15 protein-coding genes and 1 pseudogene are annotated in these 17587 nt (G+C 70.0%); 4 read left to right on the plus strand and 12 right to left on the minus strand.

The window, feature by feature from the left end:
- Positions 1 to 592 precede the first annotated feature (592 nt).
- From ACH01S_RS18590 to ACH01S_RS18605, 4 genes and pseudogenes are all read left to right on the plus strand, one after another.
- Positions 593 to 898, plus strand: coding sequence for a hypothetical protein (locus tag ACH01S_RS18590; RefSeq protein ID WP_067892847.1), 306 nt, complete (start codon positions 593 to 595; stop codon positions 896 to 898).
- 151 nt (positions 899 to 1049) lie between these two features.
- Positions 1050 to 1643 (plus strand): RNA polymerase sigma factor, encoded by a 594-nt coding sequence (locus tag ACH01S_RS18595; RefSeq protein WP_169809300.1) that lies wholly within the window; start codon positions 1050 to 1052, stop codon positions 1641 to 1643.
- A complete protein-coding gene (locus ACH01S_RS18600; RefSeq protein WP_067892852.1) occupies positions 1640 to 2632 on the plus strand; it encodes a hypothetical protein in 993 nt (330 codons plus the stop codon). The genes ACH01S_RS18595 and ACH01S_RS18600 overlap by 4 nt, the downstream gene beginning before the upstream one ends.
- A gap of 46 nt (positions 2633 to 2678) precedes the next feature.
- A pseudogene (locus ACH01S_RS18605) lies at positions 2679 to 3729 on the plus strand (IS630 family transposase).
- 353 nt (positions 3730 to 4082) lie between these two features.
- On the opposite strand, the gene ACH01S_RS18610 reads toward ACH01S_RS18605, so the two are convergent.
- The 12 genes from ACH01S_RS18610 to ACH01S_RS18660 all read right to left on the minus strand — a co-directional run bounded on the left by ACH01S_RS18610 (position 4083) and on the right by ACH01S_RS18660 (position 17448).
- Positions 4083 to 4721: a hypothetical protein gene (locus ACH01S_RS18610; protein WP_067892854.1), complete on the minus strand. Its 639-nt coding sequence runs from the start codon at positions 4719 to 4721 to the stop codon at positions 4083 to 4085.
- A 505-nt stretch (positions 4722 to 5226) separates the two neighbouring features.
- Entirely contained in the window at positions 5227 to 5964 is a 738-nt protein-coding gene (locus tag ACH01S_RS18615; protein ID WP_246236389.1) for a thiopeptide-type bacteriocin biosynthesis protein, read from the minus strand.
- Between the two features lie 55 nt (positions 5965 to 6019).
- Positions 6020 to 7093, minus strand: coding sequence for a lanthionine synthetase C family protein (locus tag ACH01S_RS18620; RefSeq protein ID WP_067892856.1), 1074 nt, complete (start codon positions 7091 to 7093; stop codon positions 6020 to 6022).
- On the minus strand, positions 7090 to 9909 hold the full coding sequence (locus ACH01S_RS18625; RefSeq protein ID WP_067892857.1) for a lantibiotic dehydratase: 2820 nt from the start codon (positions 9907 to 9909) through the stop codon (positions 7090 to 7092). The genes ACH01S_RS18620 and ACH01S_RS18625 overlap by 4 nt, the downstream gene beginning before the upstream one ends.
- A 111-nt stretch (positions 9910 to 10020) precedes the next feature.
- The gene (locus ACH01S_RS42355) at positions 10021 to 10173 is read right to left on the minus strand and encodes an FxLD family lanthipeptide (protein ID WP_083980848.1); all 153 of its coding nucleotides are present in this window, start codon (positions 10171 to 10173) and stop codon (positions 10021 to 10023) included.
- A 13-nt stretch (positions 10174 to 10186) separates the two neighbouring features.
- On the minus strand, positions 10187 to 11452 hold the full coding sequence (gene fxlM, locus ACH01S_RS18630) for a methyltransferase, FxLD system (protein ID WP_067892858.1): 1266 nt from the start codon (positions 11450 to 11452) through the stop codon (positions 10187 to 10189).
- Positions 11453 to 11709: 257 nt separating this feature from the next.
- Positions 11710 to 13254 carry a hypothetical protein gene (locus tag ACH01S_RS18635; protein ID WP_067892861.1) on the minus strand — a complete coding sequence of 515 codons (1545 nt, stop codon included), beginning with the start codon at positions 13252 to 13254 and terminating at the stop codon, positions 11710 to 11712.
- Positions 13251 to 14243, minus strand: coding sequence for a hypothetical protein (locus ACH01S_RS18640; protein ID WP_067892863.1), 993 nt, complete (start codon positions 14241 to 14243; stop codon positions 13251 to 13253). Before ACH01S_RS18640 ends, ACH01S_RS18635 begins: the two co-directional genes overlap by 4 nt.
- Before the next feature lie 32 nt (positions 14244 to 14275).
- On the minus strand, positions 14276 to 15130 hold the full coding sequence (locus tag ACH01S_RS18645; RefSeq protein ID WP_067892865.1) for a hypothetical protein: 855 nt from the start codon (positions 15128 to 15130) through the stop codon (positions 14276 to 14278).
- Positions 15123 to 15662: an HAD family hydrolase gene (locus tag ACH01S_RS18650; protein WP_067892867.1), complete on the minus strand. Its 540-nt coding sequence runs from the start codon at positions 15660 to 15662 to the stop codon at positions 15123 to 15125. Before ACH01S_RS18650 ends, ACH01S_RS18645 begins: the two co-directional genes overlap by 8 nt.
- The gene (locus tag ACH01S_RS18655) at positions 15659 to 16603 is read right to left on the minus strand and encodes an endonuclease/exonuclease/phosphatase family protein (protein ID WP_067892868.1); all 945 of its coding nucleotides are present in this window, start codon (positions 16601 to 16603) and stop codon (positions 15659 to 15661) included. The genes ACH01S_RS18650 and ACH01S_RS18655 overlap by 4 nt, the downstream gene beginning before the upstream one ends.
- Positions 16594 to 17448, minus strand: a complete 855-nt coding sequence (locus ACH01S_RS18660; RefSeq protein WP_067892871.1) for an endonuclease/exonuclease/phosphatase family protein — start codon at positions 17446 to 17448, stop codon at positions 16594 to 16596. Before ACH01S_RS18660 ends, ACH01S_RS18655 begins: the two co-directional genes overlap by 10 nt.
- Positions 17449 to 17587: the final 139 nt, after the last annotated feature.

Genomic DNA, 17587 nt, shown 5'->3' on the forward strand with positions numbered 1-17587 from the left:
GCCCGCGCGGCCGGGCTGGCTTCCTGGTAGCGGCGTAGCAGTTCGGGAGCGCCGGCCAGTTCTTGGGTGATCCGCCCGCCGCGCGCCTGCTCGGCTGCGGCGCGCAGGCGCGGGTCGCTGTCGATGGCGGCGGCTAGGCCGGTGATCTGCGCGGCGGTGAACGGGGGCGGTGTGGTGATGTACTCGGCCCGGTCGAGCAGCGCCCGCGCCGCCCGGTGCGGATCAGGTTTCGCGGGGTCGCCGCCAGCGGTCAGGGTGTGCCGGAATCCAGGCCACATCGACCCCGAAACCAGGACCGGTCCGCGGGCGGGGTCGGCCAGCAGCGCCTGCAGGTCGATCTTCGCCAGCGTGGCCGGCTCACCGAGATCATCAACAACCTCACCGACCGCATCGCGGAGGCGCAGAGCCGCCGATGGCTCGGCGGAAGCACCGGGTTCCGCTCGCCCGAAGACGTGGGGTGCCGGGGGTGAGAGCGGGCGGCGTCCACCTGGGGCGCCGCCCGCTCATGACCTGGCGTTTTCACGGCAGGTCCAGCGCGAGGCCTCAAGGTGATGTCTGAAGTCGCCAGATTCCTCGCGGAAGGAACATACTCGTGGACGCCACGGGATCTCACGCCCACGACCGGTCTGAAGCGGGCGCTGTCGTCGAGTCCGAGCCGGGGACCCCGGCGACGGCCGAGCGGGCCCTCGCACCCTCGACGGAGCCGGACACTCTCCCGGCCACTGTCGGCCGTCCGCGTCCGCAGCATGGCCGCGACGGCGGCAAGGATCCGCAGCAGGCATTCGTCGCCACGCTGCTGGCTGTCGTCACCGCCTACTCCACGACCGGTTCCATCGTGTTGACGGTGTTTGCTGCCGTGATCGCGCTGCTGGTCGTCGTGCTCATCGGCCGCATGTGAGCACGTCCCCGGGCAGGCCGCCCCGGGGCCCGTTTAAAAGATCTTGGTTTGGCCTTTCACGCCCCAGCCCCCTGGTGGCCTCTAGTACTCCAGAGGGCTGGGCGAAAGGTGTTGGTGCTGCTTGAACCGTTTCCGGGCTAAGGAGATGAACGTGACCGAGACCAGCGGACCGGGCGTCAAAGCCGACGCCGTGTCGCTGGAGGCGGCGAAGAAGGTCGACTTCAGTGACTTCTATCAAGAGAGCTATCACCGCCTTGTCAACCTGCTTGTGTTTGTTTTGAAGGCGCCGGTCCACGAGGTTGAGGAGGCCGTCCAGGTCGGCTTCATCGAGGCCTACCGGCGTTGGTCAAAGGTTGAGGCCCCTGAGCCCTACGTTCGCAAGGCCGCGACCAACGCCTTCTTCCGGGAACGCAAGCGCGACGCCCGCCAGGCAGACGCTGAGAAGCGTGCGGTGCTCGCCGGGTTGCTGAACCCCCGCGGCCGGTCCGGCCGAGAGCTTGACGATGCCGATGACTATGCATGGGTGCAGATGGTGATCAAGGACCTGCCGCCCCGTCAGCGGCAGGTGATGTTGGGAATTGCTAAAGGTTTGAGCAACGAAGTAATCGCCAGTTTGCTTGGAATCAACGAGCCGAACGTCCGCTCGAACGCCCGGCACGCCCGCCGCCGGTTGGAGAAGAGCCTGGACCTGAAGAAGATGATCTCCGGCCGGGCGCCGGAACCCGGGAAGGGAGGAAGCGCATGAGCGACCCGAGCGATTACACCAACCCCGACCACCAGCCGAATACCCAGGCGATCAAGCGCGAGATGACCGAGCGCCTGGAACGGATCCAGGGCGCCACCAGCCACATCACTCCGGATTACGTCCGTGCTCGACTGCAACGGATCCTCGACACCGAGGAGATCGACTCCGCGATCAGCGACGAGGACGACCTGAAACTGCCGCCTGCGGCGGAGATCATCTGCGACGAGATTTCATACTCGACGACCAAGGCCGACAAGGCCAGGATCACCTTCTCCGGGCCTGTCTCGCTGGCGGACCCATGGGGGTATGCCCACGACGTGGTGGTCGCAGCCCGCAGCGAAGCGCAAGCGATCATCTCTTCAGCCGAAACCAAAGCCGCCCAGATCCTGGCCGAAGCGGAAGCGCGGGCTGCAGAAACTGAGGACTCCGCCCTCGACCGTGCCAAGCAAATGATCACCGATGCCCAAGAACGCTTCGATGAAGACCGCCGCCTACTCCTTCGGGCTCGTGCGCAGGCGGAGGCAGCGCAGGAGTGGGAGAAGCAGGAGTGGGAGACGGCAGTAAGGGCGGCGGCAGAAAGTGAGAGGGCAGCACGGAACGTCTCCATGACCCTGATCCTCTGGCAGGATCACGGAGGGGTGAGCTGCGATGAAGGTGCTTCAGATCAGCCAGAGCGATCCGATCAGGACCGCGACAACACATGGAACGTCGCGCACTGGAAACTACTCAACGAGCTGGTCCCACGCGAATTCCTCGACCAGCTAGGAAGAAGCCTGAGGCTGGCGCTGCCATTGGGTTCCTTCGCACGATGCACCAAAGCCAACCCCAGCACGTTCCTCTACAAGACCAGCACCCTCTCGGCCACCGACCTGATCGCCATCCACGAGCGCTACAGCTCTCACCTGGCTCTGCTGGATGCCTGCCGCTCGTCCGAGCGGGATCCACAGCCGACTTCCGAACTTGATTTCAAGGAGCGCATGATCAAGTAAGACGCCCTCTAGCAGCCCCCGTCCCTCGAAGACGGGGGCTGCTGCCATGTCGTCACGGCTGCGAGGCTTGGAGCGGGCGGCGACCTCGACGCAGGCGTACGCGTTGCGGTGCCGGATCGTGCTGGCGTGCGCCCAGCCGGGGGCGTTCCATACGCATGTGGCCGCCGAGCTGGGCGTCTCGCCGCCGACGGTGGCCAAGTGGCGCCGCCTGTTCGTCGAGCACGGCCTGGCCGGACTGGCCGATGAGCCCCGCCCCGGACGTCCGCCCTCGATCCTGCTGGACAAGGTCCAGGAAGTGGTCACGCTCACCCTGGAGCAGACCCCGCCGGGCGCCACGCACTGGTCGAGGGCCTCGATGGCCGAACGCACCGGGCTGTCGCGTTCAACGATCGGGCGGATCTGGCGCCGGTTCGATCTCAAGCCGCACCGGGCCGACGCCTTCAAGATCTCCACCGATCCGCTGTTCGTGGAGAAGGTGGTGGACGTGGTAGGGCTGTATCACCATCCGCCCGAGCGGGCCGTGGTGCTGTGCGTGGACGAGAAATCGCAGATGCAGGCCCTGGATCGCTCCCAGCCGGTGCTGCCGATGATGCCGGGCACGCCCGAGCGACGCACCGACGACTACGCCCGGCACGGGACCACCAGCCTGTTCGCCGCGTTCGACATCGCTGACGGCACCGTCATCACCGAACTGCACCGCAAGCACCGTGCAGTGGAGTTCAAGAAGTTTCTCACCTTGATCGACAAGAGGGTGCCGGCCGACCTGCAGGTGCATCTGGTCTGCGACAACCTGGCAACTCACAAGACCCCGCTGGTCAACGCCTGGCTGGCCCGTCAGCCCCGCTTCCATGCGCACTTCACCCCGACCGGATCGTCCTGGCTCAACCAGGTCGAATGCTGGTTCGCCCACCTCACCACCCAGCTCACCAGCCGCGGCGTCCACAAGAGCGTCCAAGCCCTGGAAGCCGACGTGCGCGACTAGCCAGGGCGCCCACTGGAACACCAACCCACGTCCGTTCGTGCGGACCAAGACCGCCGAAGAGATCCTCAACTCCCTCGCCCGATATCTACAACGGATCTCAGGCGCAGAACACTAGTTCCCGCTCACGAACACCTCCGCCTGAAGGGCCACGGAATTCGTCGGCGAACCCATTTCCGACGCGCACGCCGCCCGGTTCGATGACCCACTATCGGCTCCGTCGAGGAGTAGGACTTCTCGCCGATCGTGTGCGCCCGTGAGGACGCGACCACTGTGGCGCAGGTCCATGCTCGCCCTGAGACGCTACTGAACCGGCTGGGAGCACTGCGATGACCGAGCACGTGGGCGAGCGGGAGCCGTCCCGCGGAGGCGCGCGCCGGCGGCGAGCGGTGGGCGAGCCCGGCGTACTGCGAGAGCAACCGTCATGACCTGTGGTGTCCCGTCTCACGGTCCCCGTACGCCAGGTATCGGTCACGTGAGCCATGGCCCTGGGAACAGGCCGTGTCGTTCCTGCTCGCAGAGCATCAGCGGCTCCGAGGCCAATGTCAGGTCCCCTCGGATGTGGAAGATCAGATCTGGGGCGGGTCCGCCAGGGGCCTGAGGCATGCGGTGTTGCCCCTCCGGTTTGTGGCCGTCGTGGTAGCTGACCACGAGCCCTTGGCCGGTATCGGCGAACTCGTACCGCGACGCGTACGCGTAGTTGTGGTTCAACCAGGCCTTCAGTACCACCGGGCGGCGCAGCATCCAGGCGAACCAGTCCGCGGTGAGCCGCGCCAACTCCTCCACGCTGCCGACCGAATCGAGCTCGATTCGGCCGTCGAGGAAGTACGTCTGGTTATGTAGGCGACTACCTCGGATCCGGCCGTTCAGATAGTGGACGCCAAAGTCCAGCAGGCTCAACGCCTCCCCAGACGCCGGAAGATCGTGCAATACCAGCGCGGCGACCAGCCAATCGGTCACGAGATCGTTGTCTGCGGCCGGGATCAGCAGATCCCAGACACCCGGACAGACCAGGTCGGCGGTCGCATCCGACAGGGCGTTGGCAAAGGCCCGCTCCTCACCGGTTATGTCCGACGGATCATCAGGGATAAACCAACGATTTTCAGACACCTTCAGATCTTATCCATTAACGGTGGCCCTCAAGGCCGCCAGGCGAATCGGACGGCCCGCCAGGTGCCTCTACGAACCCCGAGAAAGAAGCTTTGGGAGTCCTGGCCGTAGAAGCCGTCACCTGCCCATGATCTGAACCAACGTCCGCTTACGTGGGAGCGCGCGGAGATGTGCTGAGTGCCGATCGCCGCGGGCCTGACGCCGCCAGCGGCGCGCGCACGGCCTGCGGCACAGCCATCGGTGCACGCTACGGACATCGCCGCGGGTGGTGCTGCCTCGCCGCCCGTAGAGCCAGCCACTCGGCCGCGGTCGGCCATAGGCGGGACCGCGTACGTTGGAATCGGCTGTCAGCGGCGTGTCCGTTGTGCGCGGCGGGGTGGGGACGGGCCGAACCACTGCAGGATCGAGCGTGACCGGATGTCCCGGCCGTCGGCGGTGAAATTAGGTCCACGCTGGTGCTCTTACCAGAGTCTAAGGACCCTCTGAGGTGCGGCCGATGTTCTGGTCAGCAAGGGGTAAGGATGGCTTCTTTTGCGGCTTGCGCGAGTATTGCCTGTGTGGGGCCGGTGATGCCGATTCGGTTCCAGTGGAAGATCACGTGGAGGGTGGTCACAGCGCGGATGCCGCGGGTGAGCTGGCTGCTCTCTCGCAGGGCTTTCAGTTGCCCGCCCGCTCTTTCGAATGCGGTGAGCCAGTCGTTTCCTATGTCGTCTGGCCGGGGTCTGCCGAGAAGGAGCCGACGGACGTCGTCAGTGAAGGCGGCCCAGGTTGCGGGGTCGGGTAGTTCGCCGTGCAGGGCGGAGCGTTGTTCGGCGATGCGGGCCCAGACGTCGCCTTGCTCACCGAATTCCAGGCCTGCGGCCCGCATGAGAGTGGTGAGCAGGATCAGTGACCGTTCTCTGCGGTCGGTGGGGGTGCTGTTGAGGAATGTGAGCAGGTGGTGGCTGTCGGCGTGGAACAGTTCGTGTGCGGTGTCCATGCTGGGGTGGCCGCCGAAGGCGTGGACTTCGGGTTCGTAGATGTCGTTGGTCCAGTCGACGCCTCGGGTGAGCAGGGAACGGACGTAGCGGCCGTCGTCGGCGGTTTCGGTGGGAAGGTAGCGGACGCGCCAGCGGTCCTTACGGATGAAGAACCAGGAGGTGATGAGACCGCTGGCCTCGGCGGTGGGGAGAATCCGGGCCAGATGGGCGGCGGCTTGCCGTTCGCGCTCAGGAGGATCCTGGCCGGGGAAGGCGATGTTCACCTGCGTCCAAGAGCAAGTTTCGTTGGGGGGTCCGTCCATGATCTGGCCCTTCTCGTCAGCACAACAGGAGGCAGGCGTCCCAGGAGGTCGTGATCCCTGTGGCGGTCAGTTGGGCTCCGGCTGTCCCGTCGAGGAAGCCGGGGGGTTCGTCGGGTGCGGCGGCTTGCCGGTGGAGGTCCAGCAGGGGGGCGACGGGGATGGGGGTGAGGGCGTCGGCGGCGATGCGTCGTCCGGCCGCCAGGAGCCCGGCGGTTCCGTGGCAGAGGCCGCGGCAGGTGAGGCGGGCCAGTTGTCCGGGGTCGCTTACGCACGCTGCGAATGCAGTTTCGGCTTTTCGTTGGCGCGCGGTATCGCCGAGGGCGCGGGCGGTGAGCTGCTGGGCGCGGGCGATGCCGGGAGTCCCGTAGCACCACGAGGGCCGCAACGGGCTCTGCTGATCGGTGTCGCCACGGCGTAGCTCGTCCAGTGTGATGATCTGCGGCCACCACGCCTGGCCGCTGTCGGTGTGTCGTTCCCAGCGGTCGAGCCATTGGCAGATGCGGGCGAGTGCCGCTGGTTGCCCGTTGACGTGAATGCCGTCGTTCATCGTCAGCGCCATTAGGGCGAGCGGGCCGGTGATGCCGTGTGCCATCCCGTGGTTGCTGTGGCCTCCGGCGGGGCCGGGCTTGCTGCGGTTGGGGCCGGTTGGGCACCACCAGCCGGGGAGCCCGTCGAGCGGCTCGGTGAGCCGGACCAGGTAGGTCAGCACTTCGCGGAGAAGGTCGAGGGCACCGATGCGGCGTAGGGCGACGCCGAGCCCGGTCAGTCCGCGGATGAGGTCGAACTCGGCGTAGGCGGGGCGCCGACGGCGGTCGATGCGGCGGTGGGCGGCTTCCAAGCGACGGCGCGTCACTGTCGCGGTCCCGGTAGCGACGATGGCTTTGGCGCGGGTGAGATCTGCTCGGTTGGATGAGGCGAGGACGAACGCGAGGGCGGGCGCACCGTAGAAGAGGCTGGCCCCGGCGGCGGTGCTGACGCCGCTGGAGACGGCTTCTTGAAGCGCTGTGTAGGCGGCTTCCCAGGCGCCGGTTTCCAGGTGGAGGAGGGCGATGCCGACGGCTCCCTCGGCGAGGTTCTGCTCCGTGCTCATGACGGCCCGCTCATGGGATCTCGGCCACAGGTGTGTCGGTCGGGGCGTCCGGTGCGCAGGTCGGTGTGGGCGATGGTGCGGGCCAGCCGGAGGCAGTGCTGCTCGGAGCCGGTGTCTACGCCGATCATTCGGGCGTGGTGCAGGTGCAGCAGGTCGGCCAGTACCTGGTCGGTGTCGAGCCCGTCTCGGTCGGCGAGAGCCCGATAGCTGGCCAGCGCCCCCACCAATCCGGCATCGTCTGCGGAGGAGGCGCGGACGCGGGCGAGCTGGGCGGTGTTCAGGCGCGGGCCGCTGCGGTGCGGCACGTGATCGACGAGCCACCGCAGGCCGTCGCCGCCGGTGAACCCGTGAGCGATGGTGATGACCCCGGCGGCTGTGGCGGCCTGCGCGTCACCCTCCAGTCGTGCGAGGACGGCGCGGGAGTCGGCCGCGAAGACCGCTTCGGCCGCGGTCAGGGTCGGGCCGCTTCCGTGGCGGGTCTCTGGCCGGTAGGTTGCCAGGGCGTAGTCGGTGACCAAATCGTCCTCGTGCAGCCGCTCTGCCCACAGGGCGAGGTCATGGGCGGCATCGGCGAACTCGCCCTCACGCAGCGGGACGCGCAGCCGCAGGTGTGGGTTCGGGTCGGGGTAGCGCAGGAACCACCAGCCCGCGGGGAGATCGGGAAGGTGGGCCAGGACGTCGGTGAGGATGGTCTGGGATGGGCCGAATAGGCGGGCGTCCAGCCATCGGGACCGTCCGGGGCGGTGCTGGAGAGTGCTGGCGGGGCGGGCAGGCCGGGCCGGGCGCTGTGGGCGCGATGATGTCGAGGTGAGGGTGAGTAGGAGTTCGGCCGGTCTGCCACCGATCCAACCGGAAGGCTCGTCGGCTTCGGTCAGGGCGGCGCCGCCGTGCCGGTGAAGGTGGCTGCGCAGCACCGCCAGGTGGGCGGGCTCGTCCAGGTCCAGCCGCAGTCGGACATCGTCGAAGCTGCGATTCTGGCTGATCAGTACCTCACGCGGCACCCGGTGCCGTTCGCGGTGCTGCTGCCAGGCGGCCTGCCACTGCGGCCACGGCGCGCCGCGGCCCGGTAGCGCGGTCGCGGAGATGGTCCAGCGAGCCGGGTGCAGGACGGCGCGGCCCCGCTGGATCCTGGGTAGGAAAGGCAGGCCGCTGGCATGGCCCCAATCGAACCGGGCGCACGGGGCGGTCCACGCCGTCCAGATCTCGGTCAGGAACCGGACGAGAGGCTGCTGGGCGGTCGGTAACAGCACGCTGTTGAGCAGCAGCGGTTCGACCGGCCGTCCGGTGGTGGCCGACACCAGCCACAGCCGCTCGCCGTCCCCCGCCACCGCCAACTCTGCGAGCGTCCAGGGCGGGGCGGGGTGGAAGTCTCCGACGGGCAGGACGGGCAGCAGTTCGGGTGCGCGGGCGAGGGTGGCCAGGCGGGCGTGGAGCGGAGGCCCCGACAGCTGCACGATGTCCGCGCCGGGCGTCGCGGCCGGAAGATCGGTGTAGACGCCGCGGAAGTGCTCCAGTTCGCCGGGGGTGAGCAGGTGCAGGAACCGGGCGGCCGTGACGCCCGCGTGGCGGGCGCCGCTGACCACGGTCAGCGTGAACGCGCCCCGGTCCAGGTGCCGTGGTGTCGGGGCGGCGAGGGTGAAGCGCAGTTCGGTGTGCGGGATCGGGGGCCGGTCATCGTCGCCGTGCAGCGCAGCGACCAGATCGTCATCGAGCACGACGTCGGCGCAGCCGTCCAGGGCCGACCGCTGTGCGAGGTCGGCGAGCAGCGCGTCGCGGGAGGTGAATCCCGCCGGATCACGATGGGGTGAGCCCCGGTACCCGGCGGGGAACCCCAGGACGTTCACCACCTCGCGCAGCGGCACGGCGGCGCCCGGGCCCCACCGTTCGATGAACGAGCGATGGTAGGCAGCCCAGCCGGGCAGCCGCGGCGCGACGGCGGCGAGCGTCCCGGCCGCATCCTCAGCGGCGGCGACCACTGCGGGCGGCAACGTCACCGAGCAGCCGACCCGCAGGTCGACCGCGACCTGGTCGCCGGGGGCGGGCAGGTCGATGCGCCCGGTCAGATGGCGGGCCAGGTACGCGGATGGGTCGGTCACGGTCATCGGCGGCCGTACCGCCGACAGCAGCACCCTCGCGTTCACCAGCGCGGTCAGCAGTCGCTCGGCTTCGGCCGTGCCACCGGGAAGCTTGGCAGCCACCGTGGCGGCGAGATCGGCGAACGCGATTGCGGAGGCGGCCTGCTCAACCGCGTCCCGCACCGGATCGGTCAGGTCGATCTCGACATCCCACATCCGGTCGTGCTCGGCGCGGGCGCAGGGCAACACCCACCGCCCGCCACGCGCGTACCCGAGAGGGTTCGTCATCACCGCTACTGTGCGCATGAACGGCAGGTCCCGCTCGGCCCGCGCGGTCTGCTCGGCGGTGAAACGGTCGTCGGGACGGGCCACGGCACGGTTCCGCCCGCTCCAGTACACCGCCGCGTGCGAGCCGAACTCGACCGGCGCCACGCCCGCGAAGCGGCCGAACGGGGTCGCGCGGGTCGTCCACCTCAACAGATACCGGATCGTGGACTCCACCAAGCGCCGTAACCGGCGCGTCTGGACCGGCTGTCCGTCCAGGGCGCGGGTGATCTGGGCGGCCAGGTCGGGCGCGGCGGGCGTGACGGCGGCGGCGAACCCCGGCAGCGTCCACGCCTCTTGCAGCCACTCCAGCCACTGTCCGGGCCGGTCGGCGGTCAGGTCGGGCCAGGCGGGCAGGACCAGATCATCAGGGTAGGCGGCGGCTCTGAGCAGCGCCGCACTCGTCGCGTGGAACATGGGTCGCTCACCGCCCTGGCGGTCGCAGAAGGGGTTCAACGGGGCCGGGCCCAGCCCCTGTTGCGCATGGAGCCGCGCACGGGGCCGGGTCCGGCAGGGGTGAGGCGGGTGTTAGCGCACGCCGACGTCGGCGTTGGTGGTGCAGGCGTCCGAGCCGGTGTTGCCCGAGCCGCAGTCGTCGTCGGTGCTGGTGGCGTGGCCGCTCGCGGCGTCCCCGGAGTCGACCAGGCGGACGTTCAGCTCGTACTGCTCGTCGCGCTCCATCAGGGTTTCCCTTCTATCGAGAGGTGACGGTGGGGAAAGTCAGGACGAAGCGGCTGTGCCGCTTGTCCAGGACGGTCCCGTCCGGCAGGTCGCCGTCGGGAGTGCGCGCTGGCGCGACGTCCAGGGCCGGAGACGGACTACCGGCGTCCAGCCACGCGCGCATGTGCTCGACCATCCGCCCGGCCGCCGCGGCGGCGTCGGGCCCGTGGGCGGATGCGCCGAGATCAAACGTCCTGCCGGTCCAGTTCAGCGCCGACCGGTAGGAGAACGTGCCCTCGACGAGGGCGGCGGGAGCCCCGAACCGCCACGACGGCGCGACGATGCCAGATTTGACGGCCGCCTCCTGCGCCGTCAGCATCATGAACTCGTCCGCCTCCCCCGCGAACCGTGTGGCCAGCCACAGGTCCAGGTCGGCCAGCACGGTGCGGGGCGGCAGGCTCACCCCGGCCCACGCCACCTGGCGAGGCTGGTTGAGCAGGTCGGCAACTGTGCGGGCGATGACGTCGGGATCGGTCTGCGGGTCTTCATCGAGCCGCAGGTGGACACCGTCGGCGACGTCGACGTACCGCAGCGGCCGGCCACCCTCGCCCCGCATCGAGACGAACCCGCACTGGCGGTGGCTGACGCTGGCCAGCCGGTCCCCGGAGCGCCGCAGCGCCCACGATCGGGTCAACCCGAACGTGCGGAGCGGGACGACGAGGACACCGTCGCCGTGGAGCTGCTCGCGCCACGCGGGCGGGATGTCCCAGGCCCCTGCGGTGACGATGATCAGGTCGTAGTGGCGGTCCGGCTCGACCGGGTGCTCGGCGTCCGCGCACATCACGGTGACGTCGTTGTAGCCCGCCTGCTCCAGGCAGGACGCCGCCCGGTCGGTCACCTCGGGGTCGATGTCGATGGTCGTGACCGACCCTGTCGGACCGACGAGCTCGCGCAGCAGCGAGGCGTTGTAGCCGCCGCTTCCGACCTCCAGGACGGCGCGGCCCTTCAAACCGCCGAGCGCCTCGACCGCCTGGCCGAGCATCTCCGCGATCAGGTAAGGCGCCGACACCGAACTGACAGCCTCCTCACCACGCCGGGCAGTGATCACCGCGGTGTTCTCGTATGCCTTCTCCACCGAGACGCCCGGAGTGAACACTTCACGGGGCACCGTCCGCATCGCCCGCTCCACCTCGGCGGGCATCGCCAAGCCCTTGCCGGCGTGGTCACTGATGATCGTGTCGACCAATGCGTTGCGGAGTCTCTCGGCCCCCTCGGCGCGGCTCGCGGTGTCGACGCTCACGACACGCCTCCTGGGAACGGGACGAACCGGTCTGTGAACCGGCCACGGTGCGATGTCATTGCGGGAGAGCCTCCTTGAGGTGTCGGGTTCGTCGGATCAGCCGTCCGGCCGGGATGAGGCAGACGGGCCACGTCAGTCCGGGGATCTGCGCGGTCGCAGCGGTGACGCGATCAGCGACTCTCTCAGCGATCCCTGGTTCACCGCCCGCGACCCGCCGCTGCGCACGCACGGGTGACCCTGCGATGCCCGCTCACAGGTCACGATCGTCCCTCTCCGTTCAATCGTTCGGTCCTGGCGGTGTCAAGTGCCTCGGTGGCCAGAGTCACCGGGCCGGGATGCGATGTTCGCCCCTTGTCCTCACAGCCGATGGCGAGGACCAGTTCGCGGCGCCCCAGCGCGAGTAGGTGATGCACGGCCTCTAGCGAGTCGCGTCCGATGCCGAGGCTCACCAGTCCCGAGTCCACGTGCTTTGCTGCCTCTTCGCCGCCCTGGTCAATCAGTTCCCGATGGAGATGCGCCGCACGGTCGTTTACCGCCGAAACTGTCGGTACGAGCAGATCGATCGTGGCCGTCAGCGACTCCAGCGCCTCGGCGAGCCCGCTCAGGGGCGCGTCACTCGCAGCACCGTCGTCCAGGATCTTCATCGTGTGCTGGGCCTGGTTGGCTAGGGCGTCCAGGGCGCTCAGCATGGCGCGGGTCCGCTCCTTGGCAGCCTGGTCATTGGCGGCTTGTTTCCTGGCGGAGTGGTCTTCGTCGGCTTGTTTCCAGGCTGCCTGCTCTTGGGGCGTGGGCGTTCTTTTACGAACCAGTGCTGGGGGATGGGTGGACAGGTGCTGGATGGCCTGTTCGTCGATGGGGCCGGTGGCGAGGGTGGCGGGACGGGGCTGGAGCCTGTTGGGGAGGTTGCGGGCGGTGTCGCTCTGGTCGGGTTCGTGGGTGTGCAGGTGGGCGGCGCCGGGGGTGGTCAGCAGCGCCCACGAGGCCAGAACGGTCGCCGTCAACGCCAGCAGGTCGGGATCGAGGTCATCTGCGGGCGGGACGTCGGGCAGGGCGGCGGGCGGGACGGCGTCTGGGTGGGGGACCAGGATCGTGGCGATCCTGCTGAAGCCCAGCGGCCCCAGCCTTTCCAGGAGCCCCTCGTAATGGCGGGCGGAATAGGCCGACGTGGAGGGGATGGCGATGCGCTGGTCGCCCCACCAGTACAGCCACGTCCCTTCCGGAGCGGGGCCCCAGTGGCAGGCGATCAGCGGCACTCCCTTGCGGTCGTGACCGACCTCGCCAGCCCAGCGTAGGAGCCCGGCCTCGACGGGGGGCTCGACCGCCCAGGCCCACGCCCGGCTGCTCGGCGCGGCGGCGCCTGCGGGCGCGGTGGAGGTGTCGGCGGTCGCGGCAGCGTGGGCGTGGGCGAGCATGTCGGTGCCGAGGGTGACGGCGGCGGTGGTGGCCGCCTCGTCCAAGGCGTACAGGTGTGCGTCGGCGATGCGCGCGGCTTCGGCGTCGGTCAGCGCCCAGATCTGCTGACCGGGGGGCAGGGCGGTGATGCTCGGTGGCGCGGTGAGCCTTCCGGTGTGCTCCCGCTCCTGCGCATACAGCGTTTCGCCCCAGAAGGCGACGAGGTAGTGGGTGGCGTCGCGCATGCGGTGCAGACGCTCGATCTGCGCGGCGGGATCGGTGACTGCGAACGGGTCGAAGAAGGGATCGTGTGTCATCGAGCGGCTTTCGTGTGCGGCGGGCGAGACGGGCTGGTCGCGCAGTGGCGGGCTGTCCGGGCCGGGGTGGGGGAGCGGACCGGTGTGGGTCATCGGACGGGGTCCTTGACCTTGGTCGGGGGGTCGCCTGGGGCGGGCTGTTTGCTGAGCCAGTGCCGCATCCACGTGGGCGCGGCGGTGGGGGCGTAGGAGAGCAGCAGGCCCGCGAGCAGCGCCGCCACCCCCAGCACCACGCGTCGCCCGTCCGCGCCGATCTCGGCATGGTTGAGTACCACGGCCGTCGCGTTGAACGCCGTGTGGCCGACGATGATCGGCCCGATCCGCCCGGTCGCGCGGTGCATCGACCAGGCCGCCCCGGCGAACACGAGGGACGTGGGTGCCGTGGCGCCGAGGTAGGCGTGCGGGATCACCCGCAGGACGCACACCACGGTGAGGATCTGCCAGGGCGGGCGGTGCGCGGCCATCATCAGCGCGGCGGGCAGCGCGAGCAGGGGAATCTCCTCCCGCAGCCCGGCCACCAGCGCCTGGATGGTGAACAATGTCGGGTTGGAGAGGTCGACCGCGTCGGCCTGGGCGACCACGGTGCCTTGCAGGAGTTCGATCCGGTCGTCCAGGGCCATGGCGATCAGGTGCGCCGCGAACACGATGGCGCAGGCCGCGGCCGCGTCCATGTCCCAGCGCAGGGCGATCTCTCCGGCCAGGCGGCCACGCCACAGCGGCGTGCCGGTGTCGGTGGCGAGTCCGGCGCACAGCCACGCGCCCGCCCCGGCCAGCAGCACCGTTGCGGCGGTGTCGGTGGTCTGGCCGACCAGCGGCAGCAGCACCGCCCCGGTGAGCGCGAGCCCGGCCGCGCCGCACACCGCGGGCCAGACCGCGCGGCCGCGCTCCGAGCGGTGACGGGCGCGGACCAGCAGCCAGATTCCGGCGGCGGTGAGGCTGAGCGCCGAGACGTTGACCGGGACCGCAAGGCCGGGCTGGTCGGCTCCGGCCAGTTCCGCGGCGGCGTGCAGGGCTGTCGCGGCGTGCGGGCCGAACAGGACGGCTACCGCCGCGGCGCCGCGCCAGCGGGAGGATCGGGTCATTGATGACAAGGGCCTTCGTGTGAGGGAGGTGGTCAGGGGACGCGGCGGCGGGCTATCGGCCGAGTGAACTCGGCCCAGACGATCCGGTGGTCAGACAGCGCGTCGCCGCCGAGCTCGACGCCGTACCCGGTGATCGTCTCGGTGGGAAGCGTGGTGTAGATCCGGTCGCTGCGGAGCGCGAGCGCGTCCCGGTGCTGGTGCTGGTGCTGGTGCTGGTTCGGGGCGCGGTGCCCCGTGGTGGGGGTGCGGTCGCCCTTGATGTGGCCGACGTCGTGGAACCCGGCGGCGGCGAGCGTTTCGGCGGGGCGCTTGTCGAGCTTGCTCCTGGCCGTGGCGTTGTCGGTCCCGGTGGTGTCGGGATCGTCGTCCAATGCGGCGGCGGTGAAGTCGGCGAGGTAGATCAGGTCGTGGTGCCGGTGGGCCGTGGCCGTTTCGGCTTCGGCCAGGCGGATGGTGGCGCTGGAGGGGGCGCAGTCCCCGACCAGCAGATGCACGGGGCGGGGATGTCCGGCGATGGTGAGGGTGACGTCGGTCAGTCCGTTTACGAACGGCGGGCCGGTCAGGTGGGCGACGTCCCTGGCCCCGACGGTGATCTTGTCGCCGACGCGGATCAGCGTGGCGAGGTTGCGGCCGTAGAAGCTGGAGCGGCCCAGAAACCTCCAGGACATCCCGAGGTCGGCGGCCACGCCGTCCAGGCGTTCGTCGGCGAACATGCCCCAGGTGGCCTCTTGCAGCCCGATCAGGTCCAGGTCGAGGGAGGCGAGCAGGTCGACCTGCTGGCGCAGGCGGGAGTCGTCGCGGCTGAAGTGCTCGGGGTCGTCGCCGTCCAGGCCGCCGGTGTGCAAGTTGTAGGTGGCGACGCGGAGGGTGGTGGGCTCGTCAGGCATGAACGGTTCGCTTTCCGGTGAGCAGGTCGGGTAGGTCGCCGATGCGGGTGATCAAGGTCGTGTTCGGCGGCAGGCCGGGCCGGGCCGACTGGGGTCCGAGCAGGACGGCGCGGATGCCCAGCCCCGCGGGGACAGCCGCGTCGGTGCGCAGGTTGTTGCCGCAGACCAGCAACTCGCCGGGCTGGACGGCGAGGTCGTCCAGCACGTGCCGGTAGAACAGGCGGCTGGACTTGGTCAGGCCCAGCTCGTGCGAGAGATAGACCCGGTCCTCGAACAGGGCGCCGAGCCTGGCGGCGTGGAGAGCGGGGCGCCGGTCGTGGCCCGGGCCGGTCTCGGAGACCAGCGCCAGGGTGACGCCAAGGTCCTCCAGCGCCCGGACGGCGGCCTTGGCCTGGTCGGTGACCGGCCGCATGCCCGCCATCAGGTTGACGGGGTCCAGGCCGCTGGTCAGCGTGTGGCCGTAGTCCAGAGCGACGTGGGTGATGGGGCCGCCGTACCGGCGGGCACGCCACAGGGCCCGGTTCGCGGTCATCGTCCGCCTCCCGCGCGCGAGGAGATGACCTGGCGCAGAGCGGCCAGGTTGACGTCGAAGACCAGCCCGTCGTGGTCGCTGCCGATGGGCACCTGCCAGTAGCCGGTGGCGGCGGTGGCCAGCTCGGGCGAGGCGTAGGCCCGGTCGACGCGGGCCCCGCCGCGGCCGGTCGCCCGCAGCTCGGGCGGGTGGCGGAGCTCGGCGGGCAGGCTGTAGGCCAGGTCGAAGAGCCGGGCACGGGCGAACACGTCGTCGACGTCGTAGTTGGCTTCCAGGCGGCCGTCCGCGCCATCCCGGCATCTGGTCACGCGAAGGTGAGGCGGCAGCCGCTCCAGTTCGTCGGCGGTGACGGCCGGGCCGCCGCGCGGGTAGCCGTTGAAGTCGCCCCCGGCCAGCACGAGCCGCTCGGGGGCGGTGAGCAGCGCGGCGAGCGTCTGGGCTTGGGAGAGCTGCTCCACCGCCGAGCGCGCCGGAAGGTGCACGCTGTAGCAATCCAGGACCTGGTCGGGGTCCTCCAGGCCGGGGAGGCGGAGCCGAACGCCGCACCAGGATTCGTGCTGGGTGCCGCCGAACCGGCTATGGGTGTAGGGGACCTCGGTCTCGATTCTCAACCCGATGGTGCGCGTGTCGACCAGGATCGCGCTGTGCAGGGCTGAGCGGGCGCCCGGCGGCACCGGGCCCAGCACCGCCTCCATGCCCAGAGCATTGGCGGTGCGCCGCACGTGCCGGGACAGCTGGAGCGCCGGCTGCGGCACCCCGAACTCCTGGCAGAGCACCACGTGCGCGCCGACCTCGCCGAGCACGTCCACGGTCTGCCGCCAGCGTTCGTCGGTGCCGTCCGGGTCCAAGCCGCCGTACTGCCAGTTGACCGAGGCGATCCGGAGGGTGTCGTCGGCGGCCGCCGGGACGGTCGCGGGCAGGGGGGAGGGGGTCAGGTCCACTGGCGGGCCTCGACGTGGTGAAGGGCGGTGGTCTGGATCGTCGTAAGAATTGCGTCGTGGTCGCTGGCCCGTCCGGTGTCGATCCGTCGGTACTCCTGGATGGCCTGGGCCATGTTGGTGGTGACCCAGATCTGGTCGGTTCGCACGCCGCCGTGATGGCCCGTGGGCGCGAGCAGTTCCTCGGTCGCACCGGGGTCGGGCTGGCGGGTGGCGAGGAGCGCGGCGACGTCGAGCAGATCGGCGTCGGCCAGGGTGAAGCCGACCTCGCGATCAGCGCGCCACTCGTGGTCGGGCAGGTAGCGGCGTTGGCATCGGGAGCTGCGGTTGTAGGGCGGGACGCTCGCCCAGTCCGGCTCGGGATCGGCGGGCGGGACGTGGTTGATGTCGCCGCCGATCACCCCCATGCCGCCGTACCGGTAGAGGCGCGCCGCCAGCAGTTGCGCCTCCTGCGCGGCGGCCAGGACCGAGTAGGGGGCCAAATGCGCGGAGATCGCGGTGAGCGGCACCCTCACCTCCGGGTCGCCGAGCACGTCCAGGACGGCCACGCCGAACCCGTGGTGGGTGTCGGCCGCGTACTTGGTTTCCCATTGCCGCCACCGCAAGAGGTCGGTGCGGTGCATCACCACGGTGTGCGCCCCGGACCGGGACGGCGCGACGTGCGCGCGCAAACCCAGGGCCTCTTCGGCGTCGGCCTGCAGCCGCAGGTCGGCCACCCAGCCGTGCGCCTCCTGGCCCAGCAAGAGGTCGGGCGCGACCTCCCGGACGATCTCGACCAGGTCGGCCCACCGGTCGTCGGGACGGCCGTGGGCGTCGGTCCGGCCGCCGTAGCGAAAATTCAGGGTCATGACGGTGAGTAGCAAGAGGTGGTACTCCCAGCAGGGGGTTGGACGAGCAAGGGGGATGGAGGGTGCTCGCCCGACCGCAAGCCACGGGGCACCCGGACCACGCGACGGGGGGTCATCGGACTCAACGCGGCCCGAGCAC

It is taken from the genome of Actinomadura chibensis NBRC 106107, from assembly GCF_001552135.1.
Lineage (GTDB): Bacteria > Actinomycetota > Actinomycetes > Streptosporangiales > Streptosporangiaceae > Spirillospora > Spirillospora chibensis.

Excerpts from the sequence above, each read along its gene's own strand:
- ACH01S_RS18625 (WP_067892857.1), bottom strand. The coding sequence starts at position 9,909 with ATGTTCCACGCGACGAGTGCGGCGCTGCTCAGAGCCGCCGCCTACCCT.
- ACH01S_RS42355 (WP_083980848.1), bottom strand. The coding sequence starts at position 10,173 with ATGGAGCGCGACGAGCAGTACGAGCTGAACGTCCGCCTGGTCGACTCC.
- ACH01S_RS18640 (WP_067892863.1), bottom strand. The coding sequence starts at position 14,243 with ATGACCCGATCCTCCCGCTGGCGCGGCGCCGCGGCGGTAGCCGTCCTG.
- ACH01S_RS18645 (WP_067892865.1), bottom strand. The coding sequence starts at position 15,130 with ATGCCTGACGAGCCCACCACCCTCCGCGTCGCCACCTACAACTTGCAC.
- ACH01S_RS18600 (WP_067892852.1), top strand. The coding sequence starts at position 1,640 with ATGAGCGACCCGAGCGATTACACCAACCCCGACCACCAGCCGAATACC.
- ACH01S_RS18635 (WP_067892861.1), bottom strand. The coding sequence starts at position 13,254 with ATGACCCACACCGGTCCGCTCCCCCACCCCGGCCCGGACAGCCCGCCA.
- ACH01S_RS18660 (WP_067892871.1), bottom strand. The coding sequence starts at position 17,448 with ATGACCCTGAATTTTCGCTACGGCGGCCGGACCGACGCCCACGGCCGT.
- ACH01S_RS18620 (WP_067892856.1), bottom strand. The coding sequence starts at position 7,093 with ATGAGCACGGAGCAGAACCTCGCCGAGGGAGCCGTCGGCATCGCCCTC.
- ACH01S_RS18650 (WP_067892867.1), bottom strand. The coding sequence starts at position 15,662 with ATGACCGCGAACCGGGCCCTGTGGCGTGCCCGCCGGTACGGCGGCCCC.